Origin of the sequence: Streptomyces griseorubiginosus (assembly GCF_001514195.1) — a bacterium.
In the GTDB taxonomy this organism is placed as follows: Bacteria; Actinomycetota; Actinomycetes; order Streptomycetales; family Streptomycetaceae; genus Streptomyces; species Streptomyces griseorubiginosus.
Genome location: NZ_KQ948749.1, coordinates 86,737 through 102,842, shown reverse-complemented (window position 1 = coordinate 102,842; position 16,106 = coordinate 86,737). Strand labels below are relative to the sequence as shown.

The 16,106-nt window shown below is 70.2% G+C and carries 13 protein-coding genes; 11 read left to right on the top strand and 2 right to left on the bottom strand.

Translation table 11 applies throughout. The features are described from left to right. Positions 1–113 precede the first annotated feature (113 nt). From AQJ54_RS40920 to AQJ54_RS40905, 4 genes are all read left to right on the top strand, one after another. Positions 114–857, top strand: a complete 744-nt coding sequence (locus AQJ54_RS40920; RefSeq protein ID WP_062246486.1) for a methyltransferase domain-containing protein — start codon at positions 114–116, stop codon at positions 855–857. 97 nt (positions 858–954) lie between these two features. Next, the gene (locus AQJ54_RS40915; RefSeq protein ID WP_063806509.1) at positions 955–1,944 is read left to right on the top strand and encodes a hypothetical protein; all 990 of its coding nucleotides are present in this window, start codon (positions 955–957) and stop codon (positions 1,942–1,944) included. Continuing rightward, positions 1,944–3,047, top strand: coding sequence for an alcohol dehydrogenase catalytic domain-containing protein (locus AQJ54_RS40910; RefSeq protein ID WP_062246482.1), 1,104 nt, complete (start codon positions 1,944–1,946; stop codon positions 3,045–3,047). Before AQJ54_RS40915 ends, AQJ54_RS40910 begins: the two co-directional genes overlap by 1 nt. Positions 3,048–3,111: 64 nt before the next feature. Next, the gene (locus tag AQJ54_RS40905) at positions 3,112–3,999 is read left to right on the top strand and encodes an SDR family oxidoreductase (RefSeq protein ID WP_062246479.1); all 888 of its coding nucleotides are present in this window, start codon (positions 3,112–3,114) and stop codon (positions 3,997–3,999) included. Positions 4,000–4,254: 255 nt separating this feature from the next. Here the strand turns inward: AQJ54_RS40905 and AQJ54_RS40900 are convergent, their stop codons facing one another. Continuing rightward, positions 4,255–5,319, bottom strand: a complete 1,065-nt coding sequence (locus AQJ54_RS40900; RefSeq protein ID WP_062246477.1) for a quinone oxidoreductase family protein — start codon at positions 5,317–5,319, stop codon at positions 4,255–4,257. A 550-nt stretch (positions 5,320–5,869) separates the two neighbouring features. Between AQJ54_RS40900 and AQJ54_RS40895 the strand changes: the two genes are divergently transcribed. Then, positions 5,870–7,024 carry an amidohydrolase family protein gene (locus AQJ54_RS40895; protein ID WP_107121256.1) on the top strand — a complete coding sequence of 385 codons (1,155 nt, stop codon included), beginning with the start codon at positions 5,870–5,872 and terminating at the stop codon, positions 7,022–7,024. A 138-nt stretch (positions 7,025–7,162) separates the two neighbouring features. Here AQJ54_RS40895 and AQJ54_RS40890 read toward each other — a convergent pair whose 3' ends face one another. After that, entirely contained in the window at positions 7,163–7,936 is a 774-nt protein-coding gene (locus AQJ54_RS40890; protein WP_063806508.1) for an IclR family transcriptional regulator, read from the bottom strand. Positions 7,937–8,056: 120 nt separating this feature from the next. Between AQJ54_RS40890 and AQJ54_RS40885 the strand changes: the two genes are divergently transcribed. Genes AQJ54_RS40885 through AQJ54_RS40860 form a run of 6 tightly spaced genes read left to right on the top strand, consistent with a single transcriptional unit; the run spans position 8,057 to position 15,957 of the window. Then, on the top strand, positions 8,057–9,133 hold the full coding sequence (locus AQJ54_RS40885) for a cupin domain-containing protein (RefSeq protein WP_062246471.1): 1,077 nt from the start codon (positions 8,057–8,059) through the stop codon (positions 9,131–9,133). Next, positions 9,130–9,960: a fumarylacetoacetate hydrolase family protein gene (locus tag AQJ54_RS40880; protein ID WP_062246470.1), complete on the top strand. Its 831-nt coding sequence runs from the start codon at positions 9,130–9,132 to the stop codon at positions 9,958–9,960. Before AQJ54_RS40885 ends, AQJ54_RS40880 begins: the two co-directional genes overlap by 4 nt. Then, a complete protein-coding gene (locus AQJ54_RS40875; protein ID WP_062246468.1) occupies positions 9,957–10,682 on the top strand; it encodes a maleylpyruvate isomerase family mycothiol-dependent enzyme in 726 nt (241 codons plus the stop codon). Before AQJ54_RS40880 ends, AQJ54_RS40875 begins: the two co-directional genes overlap by 4 nt. A 16-nt stretch (positions 10,683–10,698) precedes the next feature. Beyond that, complete coding sequence (locus AQJ54_RS40870) at positions 10,699–12,252, top strand: FAD-dependent monooxygenase (protein WP_062246466.1); 1,554 nt, start codon at positions 10,699–10,701, stop codon at positions 12,250–12,252. Next, positions 12,249–14,306: an acetate--CoA ligase family protein gene (locus AQJ54_RS40865; protein ID WP_062246464.1), complete on the top strand. Its 2,058-nt coding sequence runs from the start codon at positions 12,249–12,251 to the stop codon at positions 14,304–14,306. The genes AQJ54_RS40870 and AQJ54_RS40865 overlap by 4 nt, the downstream gene beginning before the upstream one ends. Next, entirely contained in the window at positions 14,296–15,957 is a 1,662-nt protein-coding gene (locus tag AQJ54_RS40860; RefSeq protein WP_062246462.1) for a (2,3-dihydroxybenzoyl)adenylate synthase, read from the top strand. The genes AQJ54_RS40865 and AQJ54_RS40860 overlap by 11 nt, the downstream gene beginning before the upstream one ends. Positions 15,958–16,106: the final 149 nt, after the last annotated feature.

Genomic DNA, 16,106 nt, shown 5'->3' with positions numbered 1-16,106 from the left:
CGCCCTGGTCAACATCTGCGCTTGAGGGACCGGGCACGTCGTCGGCGGCGTTCCAGCCGGAGAGATGCCGCCCTCACCACACGATTCCGGCAGACGACAGAGGACATGACGACATGAGTACGGAAGCCAAGGACAGCTTCGGTGGCGGAGACCCGTGGGAGTACATCCAGCCGTGGGACGAGGAGCGTTTCGGCCCGGAGATCCACGATGTCAAGCTGCGGGCGAAATGGGAAATGGCCATGGCCATCGGCGGTGGCCTGCCGTACATCTGGCAGGAGCTGGCCCGGCCGATCTCCGAGATCGTCTACGGTCTCCTCGAACTCCGTCGCGGAGACCGGGTTCTGCTCATCGGTGAGGGCATCGCTCCCGCCGGGTGGGTCGAGGACATGCGGGCCCTGGTGGGGCCGGAAGGCGTCATCGACACCGTGGAGATCATCAAGGACGGACGGAACGCCGTCCTGGGCAAGGTTCCCGGCCGGAACGGCCAGGTCGGCTGCTGGCGCTGGTCGTACACGGACTCGGTGGACGACGAGGCATACGACTGTGTCGCCGTGCTGCAGGCGACACAGCACTGTGACGACTGGCCCGAGACGGCTGCGGACCTGCTGCGGGTGATGAAGCCTGGCCGGCGCATCGTGCTGGCCGAAGCGGTCCTGAAGGGAGCGACGTTCTTCTCCCGTATCGACTCCGACGTCCACCTTCGGCAGTGGTTCGACAAACTCTTCGGGCACGTCCCCGTGGACGACATCCCCTACTACTCCGGGGAGCAGATCCGTGAGGCGTTCGGGGACAAGGTCGACAGCCCTCAGGTGATGGAGTGGAAGGGCATCGAGATGTACTGGGGCCGAAAGAGGTGACCACTGCCAACGGGCTTCGGCCGGCAGGCGGCGGCACACATTCCCTCCCTGCCACCCAAGTTGATCCAGCCATTCACCGAAGGACAAGGAGGTCCCCGTGAGCGTCGTTGAAGACGTCATGGTCCTGGGCTCCGACCATCCGCTGCGCAGCATCGTCCGCGACGAGGATCTGCTGCTCTCGCCGCCGCATCCTCCGAAGGTGCCCGTCAAACTGTGGCAGGAGCACCCGCCGCTGACCGTGGTGCACTACCCGCAGCAGTACGAGCCGGAGGCATTCGCCCCTCCCCGCGGTGTCTACGAGAACGACGAGATCCGCGTCGAGTGGCAGAAAATGGACGGCCGGCAGCCGTTCTACCACCGCAACTGCGACGTCGACGAGATCTCCTACCAGATCGGCGGCGAGCGGACGCTGATGTCCGAGCTCGGCGTGATCGAGTTCCAGCCCGGCGACTTCTCCCGTATCCCGCGCGGCGTCGCCCACGACAACTACGGTCGCGAGGACAGCCACCTGCTGTTCTACATCCCCGCGCCGGTCACCGAGCTGGTACCGGCCCAGCGGGAGTCCGTGGCCCTACTCCCGCCGTTCCCCGGGTGGCAGCCCGGCAAGGCCAACGAGGCGATCACCCAGTGCATGGCCGCGCTCGGCCACGACATCACCGTCTTCGGGGTCGACGAACAGCTCCTGCTCGACCAGGTGCACCAGGAGGACCAGCGGATGGCGGTGCTCCGGGCCGAACCCGGTCATGACGTCACCTGGCTGTACGCGACCGATCGCATCCGCCTCGGCACGGTCACCACCACCCCTGGCGGACAGCGCCGCTACCGGCGCACCCTCGACGCCGACGAGATCCAGTACCAGGCCCATGGCCACCGCACGCTGATCACTCAGCGGGGCATCGTCGACCTTCAGCCGGGCGACTTCGTGCGCATCCCGCTCGGCATCTCCCACGCCAGCGTCGTGACCGAGCCCGGTGACTACGTCACTCTCCTCTCGCACGACGAACTGCCCCAGGTCGCCGAGACCGCGCGTACGGCGGATGCCTGTACCCCCGAACGGCTTTCGAGCCTCAGAGTGGAGGTCCGCTGATGGCCACGATGCTTGCCCTGCGCGCGCACCAGGGTGCCGAAGCACTCGTCCTGGAACAGGTGCCCGTCCCCGAGCCAGGTCCGCTCGACGTGGTCGTGAAGGTCGCCTCCGCCGGACTGGCGCCGGGCATCATGCGCCTGCTGCGGATGGGGGCGCTCAAGCAGCTGCCCACCACCCTCGGCCACGAGGCCGCAGGCGTCATCTCCGCTGTCGGCCGGGACGTCACCGGCCACGCGGTCGGCGACCGGGTGCGTGTGCACCCCCTGCTGAACTGCCGTGAGTGCGACTACTGTCGTACCGACCGGGACATGATGTGCGCCCAGCAGGCCATGCTCGGCCACGCCGCCTTCGGCGATGGCCCGATGCCCCTGTACGAGCAGTACCACGACGGCGGACTCGCGGAGTACGTCCGTGTCCCGCACTGGCTGATCGATTCCCTGCCGGACTCCGTCGGCTTCGACGTCGCGGCCAAGATCCAGGACCTCGCCAACGCCGTGCGCGCACTCAAGTGCGCCGACCTTCCGGAACGGGCCACCCTCGTGGTCACCGCCGCGACCGGCACCATGGGAACCGCGACGGTCAAACTCGCCGAGCACTTCGGAGTCGCCCGTCTGATCCTTGTCGGCCGCGACGCCGAGCGCCTCCAGCGCGTCGCCGGGCTCTCCGGAGGCATACCGGTCGACGTCGTCGCACTCGACGAACTCCCCGAGAACTGGTCGACCGACGGCACCCTCACCCGTCGGCTGCGTGGGCTGGCACCCGAGGGAGCCCATGCCGTCATCGACTTCATCCCGGAGGGGCCCGCCCTCGGCCAGACCATGGCGAGCATGGCCACCGGCGGCACACTCGTGCACATGGGCGGCAACACCACCCCGCTGGCGCTGCCCCCCATCGCCCTGATGATGCACTGCTGGCGCTTCGTCGCCACGCGCGCCTACACCCGCCAGGACGCGACGGATGTCCTGCGTCTGCTCGCGACGGGCGCCCTCACGGCCGACGAGCTCATCACCCATCGGTTCCCGCTCACCGAAGCGCTCAAGGCCATGGACGCGATACAGCAACGGGTCGACGACCCCATGTGGATGACCGTGATCAACCCCTGACCCGACGCACGCGCGCGAGGCGACTCCGCGGAGTCGCCTCAGAACAGCGAGAGGAAGCCGGAAAGTGTCCGAATCAGAAGGCGTACGCAGCCAGGAGCCGCCCCTGATCACGGTGATCGGGGCGGCCGGGCTCTGCGGTGGGTACGTGCTGGAGGCCGCGTTGCGGGCGCCGTTCAGGGTCCGGGCCGTGGTGCACGGTCCGGCGGGGCGGGAACGAGTGGCAGCCCTGGGCGTGGACGACATCGTCGAGGCCGACCTGGAGAAGCCGGACACCGTCCGTCAGGCGCTGGAGAACGCGGACTCCGTGTTCATGATCCCGCCGGCGTTCCACCCGGAGGAAGACCTGCTCGCCATCAGGGCACTTGAGGCGGCTGAGCATGCGGGCGCGCGCCGGTTCGTGTACCTGTCCGTCCTCCACCCGCACACCCCCGGGCTGCGCCACCACCTGCGCAAGGCGAACGCCGAGGCCGCCGTGCGGGCCTCGCGGTTGGACTGGACGATCCTCCAGCCCTCGATGTTCGCGCAGATCGTCCTGTCGACGTGGGGGAGGGCTCCGGCCGGTCCCGTCGGGGTGCCGTTCGACGTCGACAACGAGTTCTCGTTCATCGACCTGCGCGACCTCGGGGAAGCCGGCGTCAAGGTGCTCTCCGAGCAAGGCCACGGCTCGGCCACCTACGAACTCGCCGGACCCACGCTGACGTTGGCCGACGCGGTGCGGTTCGCCGGGCGGGCACGAGGAGTGGATCTGGAGGCGAGGACGGTCGACTGGGCGGACGCACCGCTCCCGCCGGGAGTGGCCGACTCCGCGTCCCGGGCCTCGGACGTGCGCGCCATGTGGCAGGACTACGACCGGCACGGCCTGCGCGGCAACAGCAACGTCCTGCGGATGCTGCTCGGCCGTGAACCCGCGTCCTTCGAGGAAGCGGCCACCGCGTTCGCCGTGCGGGACTGAGCGCTCTTGAGTCCCTGCGCGGGGTGTCTCCCTGAAGGAAAGGAGACACCCCGCGCGGGGTTGTGACGGGCCGTAGGCCGTGGAGCAGGGTGTCGACGATCCGGAACGACGATGGCCGCGTGGCGGCGGCCCGGACCCGGGTGGACCAGGTGGCACGGCACAGGTGGTGCCACTCGGCGAACACCGGCGGGGCGTCCCGTGAAGCCGCCACCCCGCCGGACTCGACCCGTACCCCCTTTGGTAGTTGGCCGGGCGTCAGGGCAGGAGGATGACTTTGCCGGTCTGTCGTTGGCTTTCGAGGTAGGCGTGGGCTTCGGCCGCTTCTTCGAGGGGGTAGGCGCGGTCGATGATCGGGGTGATCTTCTTGTCTGCCAGCAGTTCCAGGCACAGTTGCTGGTCGCGCAGGGTGGCGCCGCGCACGCTGGCGATCTTGACCTGTTGGCCGATGAGGGCGAGTGCGTCCAGTTCGAGGCGGGATCCCTGGTCGGTCGGTGTGCCAAGGACGATGACCGTGCCGCCGAGGCGTGTGCAGGCGAGGGAGAGCTGGAAGAAGTCGTTGCCGCCGACGCAGTCCCAGACGGCATCGGCGCCCAGGCCGTGGGTCAGCTCCCGCACCTGTGCCGGCATGCGGGCATCGGTGGAGTGCACGATGTGGTCGTAGCCGAGCTTCCGAAGCGCTTCGTCGCGGTCCGGCTTGGTCGTGGTGCCGATGACGGTGGCTCCGCTCAGCTTGGCCAGTTGTGCGCAGGCGATCGCCATTCCGCCGCTGGCGCCGGTGATGACCACCGTGTCGCCGGGGCCGACGGGCGCTTGCCGGGCGCAGTTGAGCGGGGTGGTGTAGGTCCACATGGTGGCCGCGGCCGTCTCGTAGTCGACGCCGTCGGGGATGGGCAGGACGGCGTCCTGGCGGCGCGCGACGTACTGGGCGTATCCGCCGAAGACCTGGTGTCCGGGATAGGCGGTGTCGACACACAGGTTTTCGAGTCCGCGTACGCACAGGGCGCAGTTGCGGCACGGCGGGTGCGGAAGCTGGACCGCCCTGTCGCCGGTGCGCCACCGGGTGACGTTCTCGCCGGTGGCGACGATCTCACCGGCCGCGTCACGGCCGAGCTGGAACGGCAGGGGCCAGGCCGGCCGTCCCGGCAGGGGCTGTGGCAGGTTGCCCGAGCGGTAGCGCAGGTCCCAGCTGTTGACGGCCGTGGCGTGCACGCGCAACAAGACGTCGTCGGGGCCGATGTCGGGGATCGGTGCCTCGATGTACTTGAGCACCTCGGGCCCGCCATGTTCGAACAGGCGGACCGCCATCATGGTCTGTTCCACTGTCACGTTCCTTCAGATCGTTACGCGGCTCATCGCAGGCCCGGCACGGCTGCCGGCACCGCACCGCTCCGGGAAGCCCTTGCGCGAGCAGACCCCGACCACGCGGCTCATGCGGGGCGGACCAGGAACCGGCCAGTCTGACGATCCGGGGCAGCGCGTTTTGTGGCCTGGCCGTGGCGGTCGGTACAGATCGACAGACCGCCCAGGTTCTTGACTGCGAGTCATGAGATAAGGCCGAGCTCATCTGGCTACGTTACTGGCCTTGACTGGAAAATATCCTAGAACTAGCTTGGCTCAAGTTCAAGAGACAGAGTGGGTGGCCGCCCCACGTCGCCCAGGAGCGCTCTGGAGCGCGACCCGGTAGTCGGACGCGGCCCGTCGACTCTGCGAGCCGGTCACGGCCAGCCCACCCCCTGTCTGTCGACATGTCTTCGACAGCTGCGGCTCGAAGGGGCATCGGCCTGATCGCGAACGACACGCACCCTCGCGGAGCGCAACAGCCATGGGCAGGACATGGCGTTGATCCGCGCGCCCAAAGGGAGAAGTGGACATGCCCGAGCCCCGCACCGAGTCCACCCGGCGAAGATTCATCGCCACCACTGCCGCTGCCGGAGGAGCTGCCGTGGTCGGCGGTCTGGCTGCGGGACAACCCGCGCTCGCCGCCGAGGCGGCGCCCGGCAGCCGCGCATCCATGGCGACGGCCGGATCAAAGGCACATCGGAACGCTGAGAAGGAGAAAAAGATGCGCATCGTGGCCGTGGAAGAGGCGTTCGCCATCCCCGGAGCCATCCGGCAGGAGGCAGCGATCCGTCAGCGCCTGGAGGCGCCGGAGGCGATCAAGCAGGAGTGGTTCCGTCGCCTGGACGATCTGACCGACCTACGCCTGGCCGACATGGATGCCAACGGCGTCGATGTCCAGGTCCTCTCGTACGCCACGCCGGGCTTGGAAGTGATCGAGGACCCGGCGGAGGCGGTGGCCGTCGCGCGGAGGGTCAACGACCATCTGGCCAAGGCGGTCGCCGCACATCCGAAACGGTTCGCGGGCTTCGCCGTCCTTCCGCTGCAGGACCCCAAGGCCGCGGTCGTGGAACTGCGCCGGGCGGTGAAGGAACTCGGGCTCAAGGGCGTGCTGTACAACGACCATGTGCGGGGGCACTACCTGGACGAGCCGCAGTTCAGGCCGGTATGGGCCGAACTGGAGCGCCTCGGTGTGACGCTGTATCTGCATCCGGCAGCCATCCCGGCCGACCACTGGCGCGTCTTCGACGGGTACCCCGTGCTGGTCGGGCCGTCGTGGGGGTGGACCGCGACGACGGGCGCCCATGCGCTCCGGTTGATCTACGGCGGTGTGTTCGACGAGTTCCCGCGCGCGTCGGTGATGCTGGGCCACATGGGCGAGCTGCTGCCGTTCCAGATGGCCCGGCTCGACAGCCGCTACGACCAGGTGCGCGCCGAGCGGAGGCTGCAGCACATGCCTTCGTACTACCTGCGGAACAATGTGTATGTGACGACCAGCGGAGTCATGTCGCATGCCGCGCTGCTGGGAGCCGTCCACGCCGTGGGTGTGGACCGGGTGCTGTTCTCCATCGACTACCCGTTCGAGTCCAGCGCCGAGGCGGTGGCGTTCCTGCGCTCGGCACCGTATGCGCCGGCCGACCTCGCGAGCATCGCGCACGGCAACGCGGAGCGTGTTCTGGGACTGTGACGAGCCACGATGCTCAAGCGCTGACCGACGCTCACCCCCGCTGACGAACGACGTTCGCGCCCAGGTCGTACGACATGCTGGGAAGACGCCACGGCGCACGCCACCACACGGTTCGACGGTGGCGTGCGCCGTCGCCGTTCACAGACCCTGACCGATGTCCCGCGTGGTCGCGAGCAGAGGTTGGGACAGTTCGGCGAGCCGTGCGCGGGTGGAGCGGACGGACGGAGCCGCGACGACCACGGCGGCTACGGCGGCGCCCGTGCGGTCGCGCACACACGCGCCGACGGCGTGCACTCCGCGCTCGCTCTCCTGGAAATTGAGGGCGTAGCCGTGGCGGCGCACGGACACCAGCTCCTTCATCAGGCTCTCGAAGTCCTTGGGAGCTTTGGCCCGGTCCTCGGGGAGCCCGTTGGGGTAGAGGGCCCGGAGCCGGTCAGCCGGCAGTGCGGCGAGCAGTGCCTTGCCGCCCGAGGTCACGTGGGCGGGCAGGAGTGTGCCGGTGCGGTAGCTGACGCGCAGTGCCTGGGAGCCCTCCACGCCGTCGAGGAAGCGGCTGCCGTTGCCCTCGAGCACCATCAGGTGGGTCGTCTCCCGGACGGCGTCCGCCAGCCGTTGCAGGTGGGGATGGGCGATGGTGATCAGATCCGGGGGAGGGCCCGCCTGGCTTCCCCTGATCGCCCGCAGAGCCGGCCCCGGCCGGTACACCTTGTGGCGGTCCTGCACGGCGAATCCCTCGAAGACGAGCATCGCGAGGACCCGGTGCGCGGTCGAGCGCGCGACGCCGAGCCGGTCGGCGACGTCCATCACCCGCAGCTCGTCGAGCTCGTGCAGCAGCCGGACGACGCGCAGGGCGTTGCCGGCGGCGCTCACCGGATACGAAGGGCTCGGCGAAAGACTGCCTGAATTCTCCATAGAGGAATTCTACCCCTCATGGATTCCGGTGAGGGGAAATTGCGGCGTAGCGTCAGGGACGGCGCGGAACGATGCGCGCTTCTTCCGGCGGTCGCCGTACAACACGACGTGGAGGTTTCCGTGACCGACACCACCAGCGAGCAGACCGAGCGCAAGCTGCTCGACGAGCTGTACGCGGATTTCGAGGACGCGGGCCTGATCCCGCTGTGGACGCAGGTGGACGGCCTCATGCCGATGGTGCCGCAGCCCGCCGCGGTTCCGCACCTGTGGCGATGGGCGGAGCTGCTGCCCATCGCGCAGCGCTCCGGAGAGCTCGTACCGGTGGGCCGTGGCGGCGAGCGCCGCGCCATGGCCCTGTCCAACCCCGGCCTTCCGGGCCTGCCTTACGCCACCCCGACGCTGTGGACCGCCATCCAGTACCTGGGCCCGCGCGAGGTCGCCCCCTCGCACCGGCACAGCCAGGGCGCCTTCCGGTTCGTGCTCGAAGGCGAGGGCGTGTGGACCAACGTCGACGGCGACGCGGTGGCGATGCGACGGGGTGACCTGCTGCTCACGCCGAGTTGGGCGTTCCACGAGCACCAGAACGTCACCGATGAGCCGATGGCCTGGCTCGACGGCCTGGACATTCCGCTCGTCTCCAAACTGGACGCCGGCTTCTTCGAGTTCGGCCCCGACGAGCTCTCCACCCGTGAAACCCCCGAGCGCTCACGCGGACAGCGACTGTGGGGCCACCCCGGACTGCGCCCGATCAGCCGGCCCGACCAGCCCAACTCCCCGCTGAACGCGTACCGCTGGGAGCACACCGACGCCGCTCTGACCGCCCAGCTGGAACTGGAGGACGAGGGCGTCCCCGGCGTGCTGGAGCCCGGGCACGCCGGAGTCCGCTTCTCGAACCCCACCACCGGCAAGGACGCCCTGGTCACGATGCGCACCGAGATGCGCCGACTGCGGGTCGGCGCCCGGACCACCCCGGTGCGCACGGTCGGCTCCGCGGTCTGGCAGGTGTTCGAGGGCGAGGCGGTCGCGCAGGTCGGCGACAAGGTCTTCGAGATCGCCAAGGGCGACCTGTTCGTCGTCCCCTCCTGGTGCGAGGTCTCGCTGTCCGCCCGCACCCAGGTCGACCTCTTCCGCTTCAGCGACGAGCCCGTCTACGAGGCCCTCGGTCTCGCCCGTACCTCCCGAGGAGAACACAAGTGAAGCTCGCCACCATCCGCGTCAACGGCACCACGCGCGCCGTCCGGGTCGACGAGGACAAGGCCGTCGACCTCGGCGAGAGCGACCTGGTGGCCTTCCTGCGCCACAGTGACTGGGCGACGCGTGCCGCGGACGCCGACGGTGACACGTACGAAGGCGCCCTGGACTACGCCCCCGTGGTCGTCGCGCCGGAGAAGGTCGTGTGCGTCGGTCTCAACTACCGCACCCACATTCTGGAGATGGGCCGCGAACTCCCCTCGCACCCCACGCTGTTCTCCAAGTTCGCGAGGGCGCTGGTAGGCGCGTACGACGACGTGACCCTGCCCGCCGGGTCCGCGCAGATGGACTGGGAGGCCGAACTCGGCGTCGTCATCGGGGCCGAGGTCCGGCACGCCGACACGGAGCAGGCACGGGCCGCGATCGCCGGGTACACCGTGCTCAACGACGTCACCGCCCGCGACTGGCAGTACCGCACCACCCAGTGGGACCAGGGCAAGACCTTCGAGGCCACCACCCCCATCGGACCATGGCTGGTGACCGCCGACGACCCCGCGGTCTCCGCCCAGGGCCTGAGCCTGACCTGTGAAGTCGACGGTGACACGGTCCAGAAGGCCGACACCGGGGACCTCGTCTTCGACCCGGCCGCACTCGTCGCGTATCTGTCCGAGATCGTCACGCTGGTGCCCGGCGACGTGATCGCCACCGGTACTCCGGGCGGGGTCGGCCACGCCCGCAAGCCCGCCCGCTATCTGCAGGACGGTTCACTCCTCGTCACCCGGATCGAGGGAATCGGCGAGACCCGCAACACCTGCCGTCGGGAGACGCGGTGAGCGCAGGCCCGACCGTGGTGCTGGAGCAGGCGGCCAAGGGCACGGCGGCCTTCGAAGCCGCCGTGCACCGGCTGACCGACTCAGGTTTCACCAGGCCCTCGTATCTGCCGGGCTGGAGTCGGGCCCACGTCGTCGCTCACGTCGCCCGTAACGCCGACGCACTCGTCAACCTGCTGGCCTGGGCGCGTACCGGTGTCGAGACGCCCATGTACGCAAGCGGCGACCAGCGTGCGCGGGAGATCGAGGAGGGCGCCCGGCAGCCGGCCGAAAAGCTGCGTGCCGAGCTGCTCGAGGCCGACGGCCGTCTCGCCGAGGAATTCGCCGCGCTGCCCGACGAGTGCTGGGCGGCGACCGTGCGCACCGCGCGAGGCCGTGAGGTGCCCGCCTCTCAGGTGCCCTGGATGCGGGTGCGGGAGGTATGGGTCCACGCCGTCGACCTGGACATCGACACCAGCTTCGACGACGTACCGCACGATGTGTGCGCGGCCCTCGTCGACGACGTGGCCGCCTCCTTGCGGGGCCGTACGGACTGTCCCTCCGTCCGGCTGCGGTCCGAGGACGGTGCCCGCACCTGGCTTCTGGGCGACTCGGGCGGCGTCGAGCCGGTCGTGGTCAGTGGTGACCTGCCCAGCCTGACCGCCTATGCGACCGGGCGGCCTGTGCCCGGCCCCCTGTACCCGACCGGCGGGGACTCCCCGCCGAAGCTGCCCGCGTGGCTGTGAGCACGAAGGAAAAACGATGAAAGTTGCCTGCATCGGCGCAGGGCCCGGAGGACTGTTCTTCGCCACACTGCTCAAGCGGAGCCGGCCCGGCGCCGAGGTCGTGGTCTTCGAACGCAATCGCCCGGACGACACGTTCGGCTTCGGAGTGGTCTTCTCGGACGCCACACTCGACGCCATCGACGCCGCCGATCCCGTCCTCAGCGAGGCGCTGGAGAAGCACGGCACGCACTGGGACGACATCGAGGTCCGCGTGCACGGCGCCCGGGAGCGCGTGGGCGGTATGGGCATGGCGGCCGTGGTCCGCAAGACGCTGCTGAGCCTGCTGCAGGAACGAGCCCGCGCCGAGGGCGTGCAGATGCGCTTCCAGCACGAGGTCCGCGACCCTTCCGAGCTGGGCGACTTCGACCTCGTCGTGGTGTGCGACGGCGCCAACAGCCGCTTCCGCACCCTGTTCGCCGACGACTTCGGACCGACCGCGGACGTGGCGAGCGCGAAGTTCATCTGGTTCGGCACGACCTACGCGTTCGACGGGCTCACTTTCGTCCACCAGGACGGCCCCCACGGTGTCTTCGCCGCCCACGCCTATCCGATCAGTGACTCGCTGAGCACCTTCATCGTCGAGACCGACGCGGACTCCTGGGCCAGGGCCGGTCTCGACGCCTTCGATCCGTCTACCCCGCCGGGCATGAGCGACGAGAAGACCAAGGCATACCTGGAAGACCTGTTCCGCGAGCAGATCGACGGGCACCCGCTGGTCGGCAACAACTCCCGCTGGGCCAACTTCGCCACCCGCAGGGCCCGTTCGTGGCGACGGGGCAAGTGGGTGCTGCTGGGCGACGCCGCGCACACCGCGCACTTCTCCGTCGGGTCCGGCACCAAGATGGCCATGGAGGACGCGGTCGCGCTGGCCGAGGCCCTGGGGGAGGCACCGGGCAGCGTGCCGGACGCACTCGACCTCTACGAGGAGCGCCGCCGCCCCAAGGTGGAGAGGATCCAGAACTCGGCGCGGCCCAGCCTATCCTGGTGGGAGCACTTCGGCCGCTACGTCCGTCACCTCGACGCCCCGACACAGTTCGCCTTCCACTTCCTCACCCGCAGCATCCCGCGGGGCAAACTCGCCATGCGCGACGCGTTGTACGTGGACCGCGTCGACGGATGGTGGCGGGCCCGTCACGATGCGGGGCCCCTGCAGACGCCTTTCAGCGGCGGGCCGTACCGCCTTCCCTCGCGGCGGGTGACGGTCGACGACCACGTCCTGACCGGAACCGACGGCACCGGCATCCCGATGGCCCCCTTCAACGGGCAGTCGTCGGGGGCGGGCGTATGGATCGACGCCCCGGACACCGAGGAGGGCCTGCCGCTCGCCCTTGAGCAGGTGCGAGAGACGGCAGAGGCGGGCGCCTCGCTCGTCGGTGTACGCGGCGGTACGGCGCTGACCCGCGTACTGGTCGCGGAGGAGGCCCGGCTCGTGCACAACCTGCCCGCCGCGGTCGTCGGCGCGTACGACGACGACGCCGCCACCACGCTCGTCCTGTCCGGCCGGGCCGACCTCGTCGGAGGCATCAAGTGACCGCCCTGGAAGCGCTGTTCGCCCCCCGAGCCATTGCCGTGCTCGGCGCATCGGCCACGCCCGGGAAGCTCGGCGCGGCGATGGCCGCCTCCCTGGCGTCCTTCCCGGGGCCGGTGATGAAGGTCAACTCCGGCCGCCCGGACCTGGATAGGGGCTTCTTCCCCACCGTCGGCGAGGCCGCCGGGAGCTACGGCATCACGCCCGACCTGGTCGTCTCCTGCATCCCGGCCGCCGTGACCGCCGACGCCCTGCGTGAGGCGGCGGCCGTCGGTGCCCGCGCCGCACTGGTGTGCGCCGGCGGGTTCGCGGAAGCCGGGGGCGACGGTGCGCTGCACCAGCAGGCGCTGACCGAGGTGGTACGGGACACCGGCATCCGGGTCCTCGGAGCGAACACCTCGGGCTTCCTCGTCCCCCACCGGCGGCTCACGGCCAGTTTCGTCCCGGGCGCGCCCGACCTGGAACCGGGTCCGGTGGCGGTCGTGGCCGCGAGCGGAGGCGTGAACCACGCGCTGGCGTTCGCCCTGGCCGAGGCCGGCGTCGGCCTGCGTCTCGGGGTCGGGCTGGGCAACAGCCTGGACGTCACCCAGGCCGACGTCCTGCGCCACCTCGCCGAGGACGACGGCGTACGGGCCGTCGCTCTGCACGTGGAGACCGCCGCGGAAGGCCGCCGTCTCACCGAGGCGGTACGGCGTCTGACCGATCGTGTCCCCGTGGTGGCCCTGGTCGTGGGCCGGAGCGACATCGGAGACTTCGCCCGCTCCCACACCGGCGCCCTGGCCACCTCCTGGCGCGTGACCAGGACGGCCCTGCGCCAGGCCGGAGCCGTCCTCGTCGACGACGAGCGCGACCTCGTCGACGCCGTCACCGCGCTCAGCCGCGTACGACTGCCCGCGCATCCCCGTGCGGGCGTCGGCCTGGTCACCGCCCAGGCCGGACCCGGTCTGCTGCTCACCGACGACCTGCGCTCCCACGGAGTGCAGGTTCCCCCGCTGGTCGAACGGACGGTGAAGGAGCTGCGCGAGCTGCTCCCGGCCCTCACGTATCTCAACAACCCTGTCGACACCGGTCGGCCCTCGCCCACGATCACGCAGATCGTGGAGCGGGTCTCGGAGGACCCCGGTATCGACGTCACCGCCGTCTACGGGCTGCTGGAACCCACCACCGTGGACCTCCCGGCCGCGCTGACCGCCGCCCGTACGGCCACTGCGCTCGTCGCCGTCGTCGGCGGACCCGTGGAGCAGGCCCGGCGGACCCGCCGTGAACTGGGCGAAGCCGGCATTCCCTGCGCGGCCACGCCGGCCTCCGGATCGGTGATGGTGCGTGCCCTCGTCGAGGACGCGGCAGCCCGCACCCGACTGGAGGCCGTCGTCACCACCTCCGATGCCCCCACCCTGCCCCCGCCCGGCCCGGTCGACGAACACACCGCCAAGGGCGTCCTCGCGGACTTGGGAATCCGTACACCCGTACGGCGCGTGTGCGCCGACCCCGCCGCGGCGCACGCGGCTCTCGACGAGCTCGGCGGCTCGGTCGTCGTGAAGATCCTCGACGCGGACATCCTGCACAAGACGGAAGTGGGCGGAGTCCAGGTCGGCATCCGCACGCACGAGGAGCTCGACGAAGCCCTTGCCCGCATGCCCGTGAGCCCCGCGCTACTGGTGGAACAGATGGCCCCCGCGGGTCCCGAACTCATCGTCGGCGTACGCCGGGACCCGGTCTTCGGCCCCGTGCTGGCTCTGGGCGCCGGGGGAACGGCCGCCGAAATCCTCGGCGACGTATCCCTGCGCCTCGCGCCCCTGTCCGAGAACGAGGCCCACGCGATGCTCGACGAGCTCGCCACCCGCCAGCTGTTCCTCGGCGCGCGCGGCGCCACCCCCGTCGACCGCGCACGACTCACCCATGTCCTGCGCGCCCTGGCCTCCCTCGCCGCCGACGACGCCGTGGCCGAGTGCGAGATCAACCCTTTGCGCGTCCTGCCCGACGGCGACGTCGTCGCGCTCGACGCCGTACTGCTGCTGCGTGACCCCCGGGATCAAGGAGGATCCGATGACGCGTGAGGGATTCGTGCCCTGGCCCAAGGAGGCGGGCGACCGCTACCGCGAGGCCGGATACTGGCGCGGCCGGCCGCTCGGCTCGTACCTCCACGAATGGGTCGAGAGCTACGGCGACACAGTGGCCGTAGTGGACGGCGACACGCGTCTGACGTATCGCCAACTCGTGCACAGGGCCGACGGATTGGCATGCCGCCTGCTGGACAGTGGTCTTAAGTCCGGGGACGCGATGCTCGTCCAGCTGCCCAACGGCTGGGAGTTCGTCACACTCACCCTTGCCTGTCTGCGGGCCGGAATCGCTCCCGTGATGGCGATGCCGGCGCATCGCGGTCACGAGCTGCGCTACCTGGCCGCCCATGCCGAGGTCACCTCGATCGCCGTACCGGACCGACTCGGCGACTTCGACCACCAGGCCCTGGGGCGGGAGGTCGCCGAAGACACTCCGAGCGTAAGGCTGTTGCTCGTCGCGGGTGGTACGGCCGGTACCGACGCCACGGACCTGCGTGCCCTGGCCGAACCGGCCGACGACCCGGCCGGCGCACGGGCCCGGCTCGACCGGATCGCCCCGGACAGCGGCGACATCGCCGTCTTCCTGCTCTCCGGCGGTACGACCGGCCTGCCGAAGCTCATCACCCGCACCCATGACGACTACGAGTACAACGCGCGGCGCAGCGCCGAGGTCTGCGGCCTCGACTCCGATTCCGTGTACCTGGTGGCACTGCCCGCCGGACACAACTTCCCCCTGGCCTGCCCAGGCATCCTGGGCACCCTCATGAACGGCGGCCGGGTCGTCCTGGCCCGCACCCCGGATCCCGGCAAGGTGCTGCCGCTGATGGCCGCCGAGGGCGTGACGGCCACCGCCGCCGTACCGGCCGTCGTCCAGCGCTGGATCGACGCGGTGGCCTCCGGCCGCCACCCCGCCCCGCCCGCACTACGGCTGTTGCAGGTGGGAGGCGCCCGTCTCGCCCCGGAGGTCGCCCGCCGCGCCGAACCCGTGCTCGGTGGCACGCTCCAGCAGGTGTTCGGCATGGCTGAGGGGCTGTTGAACTACACGCGCCCCGACGATCCCGACGACATCAAGATCGAGACGCAGGGCCGCCCCATGTGCCCGGACGACGAGATCCTCGTCGTCGACGCCTCCGACGAGCCGGTCCGGCCCGGCGAGATGGGCGCGCTGCTCACCCGCGGCCCGTACACCCCGCGCGGCTACTACCGGGCCGACGAGCACAACGCCCGAGCGTTCACTGCCGACGGCTGGTACCGCACCGGTGACGTCGTCCGGTTGTACCCGTCGGGCAATCTCGTTGTCGAAGGACGGGACAAGGACCTCATCAACCGGGGCGGCGAGAAGATCTCCGCCGAGGAGGTCGAGAACCTGATCTACCGCCTGCCCGGAGTCTCCCGCGTCGCGGCCGTCGCGAAAGCCGACCCCGATCTGGGGGAGCGGGTGTGCGCCGTCGTAGTCGTCGAGCCGGGGACCCACTTGAGCCTCGAATCGGTCCGTGCCGCCCTCACCGCCATGCAGGTGGCGCGCTACAAACTCCCTGAAGACCTGTTGGTCGTGGAGGAGTTGCCGCTGACAAAGGTCGGCAAGATCGACAAGAAGCGTCTGCGGGATGTCGTCCGTGGCGAGGCGGACTCCGTCGAGGCGGTATGACGGCGCTCGGGCCGGCGTCGTCACGGTGACCTTCTCTCCCCGGAGGGAGTCACTCGGCTTCGCCCGCCTTCCGGCGGTACCTGGGAAACAGCTCCAGGTACCGCCATCGCCGTCACCCCGTGTCCCGGCCGTCGGACCAGTAGCGGGAT

Excerpts from the sequence above, each read along its gene's own strand:
- AQJ54_RS40920 (WP_062246486.1), top strand. The coding sequence starts at position 114 with ATGAGTACGGAAGCCAAGGACAGCTTCGGTGGCGGAGACCCGTGGGAG.
- AQJ54_RS40910 (WP_062246482.1), top strand. The coding sequence starts at position 1,944 with ATGGCCACGATGCTTGCCCTGCGCGCGCACCAGGGTGCCGAAGCACTC.
- AQJ54_RS40895 (WP_107121256.1), top strand. The coding sequence starts at position 5,870 with ATGCCCGAGCCCCGCACCGAGTCCACCCGGCGAAGATTCATCGCCACC.
- AQJ54_RS40890 (WP_063806508.1), bottom strand. The coding sequence starts at position 7,936 with ATGGAGAATTCAGGCAGTCTTTCGCCGAGCCCTTCGTATCCGGTGAGC.
- AQJ54_RS40870 (WP_062246466.1), top strand. The coding sequence starts at position 10,699 with ATGAAAGTTGCCTGCATCGGCGCAGGGCCCGGAGGACTGTTCTTCGCC.
- AQJ54_RS40860 (WP_062246462.1), top strand. The coding sequence starts at position 14,296 with ATGACGCGTGAGGGATTCGTGCCCTGGCCCAAGGAGGCGGGCGACCGC.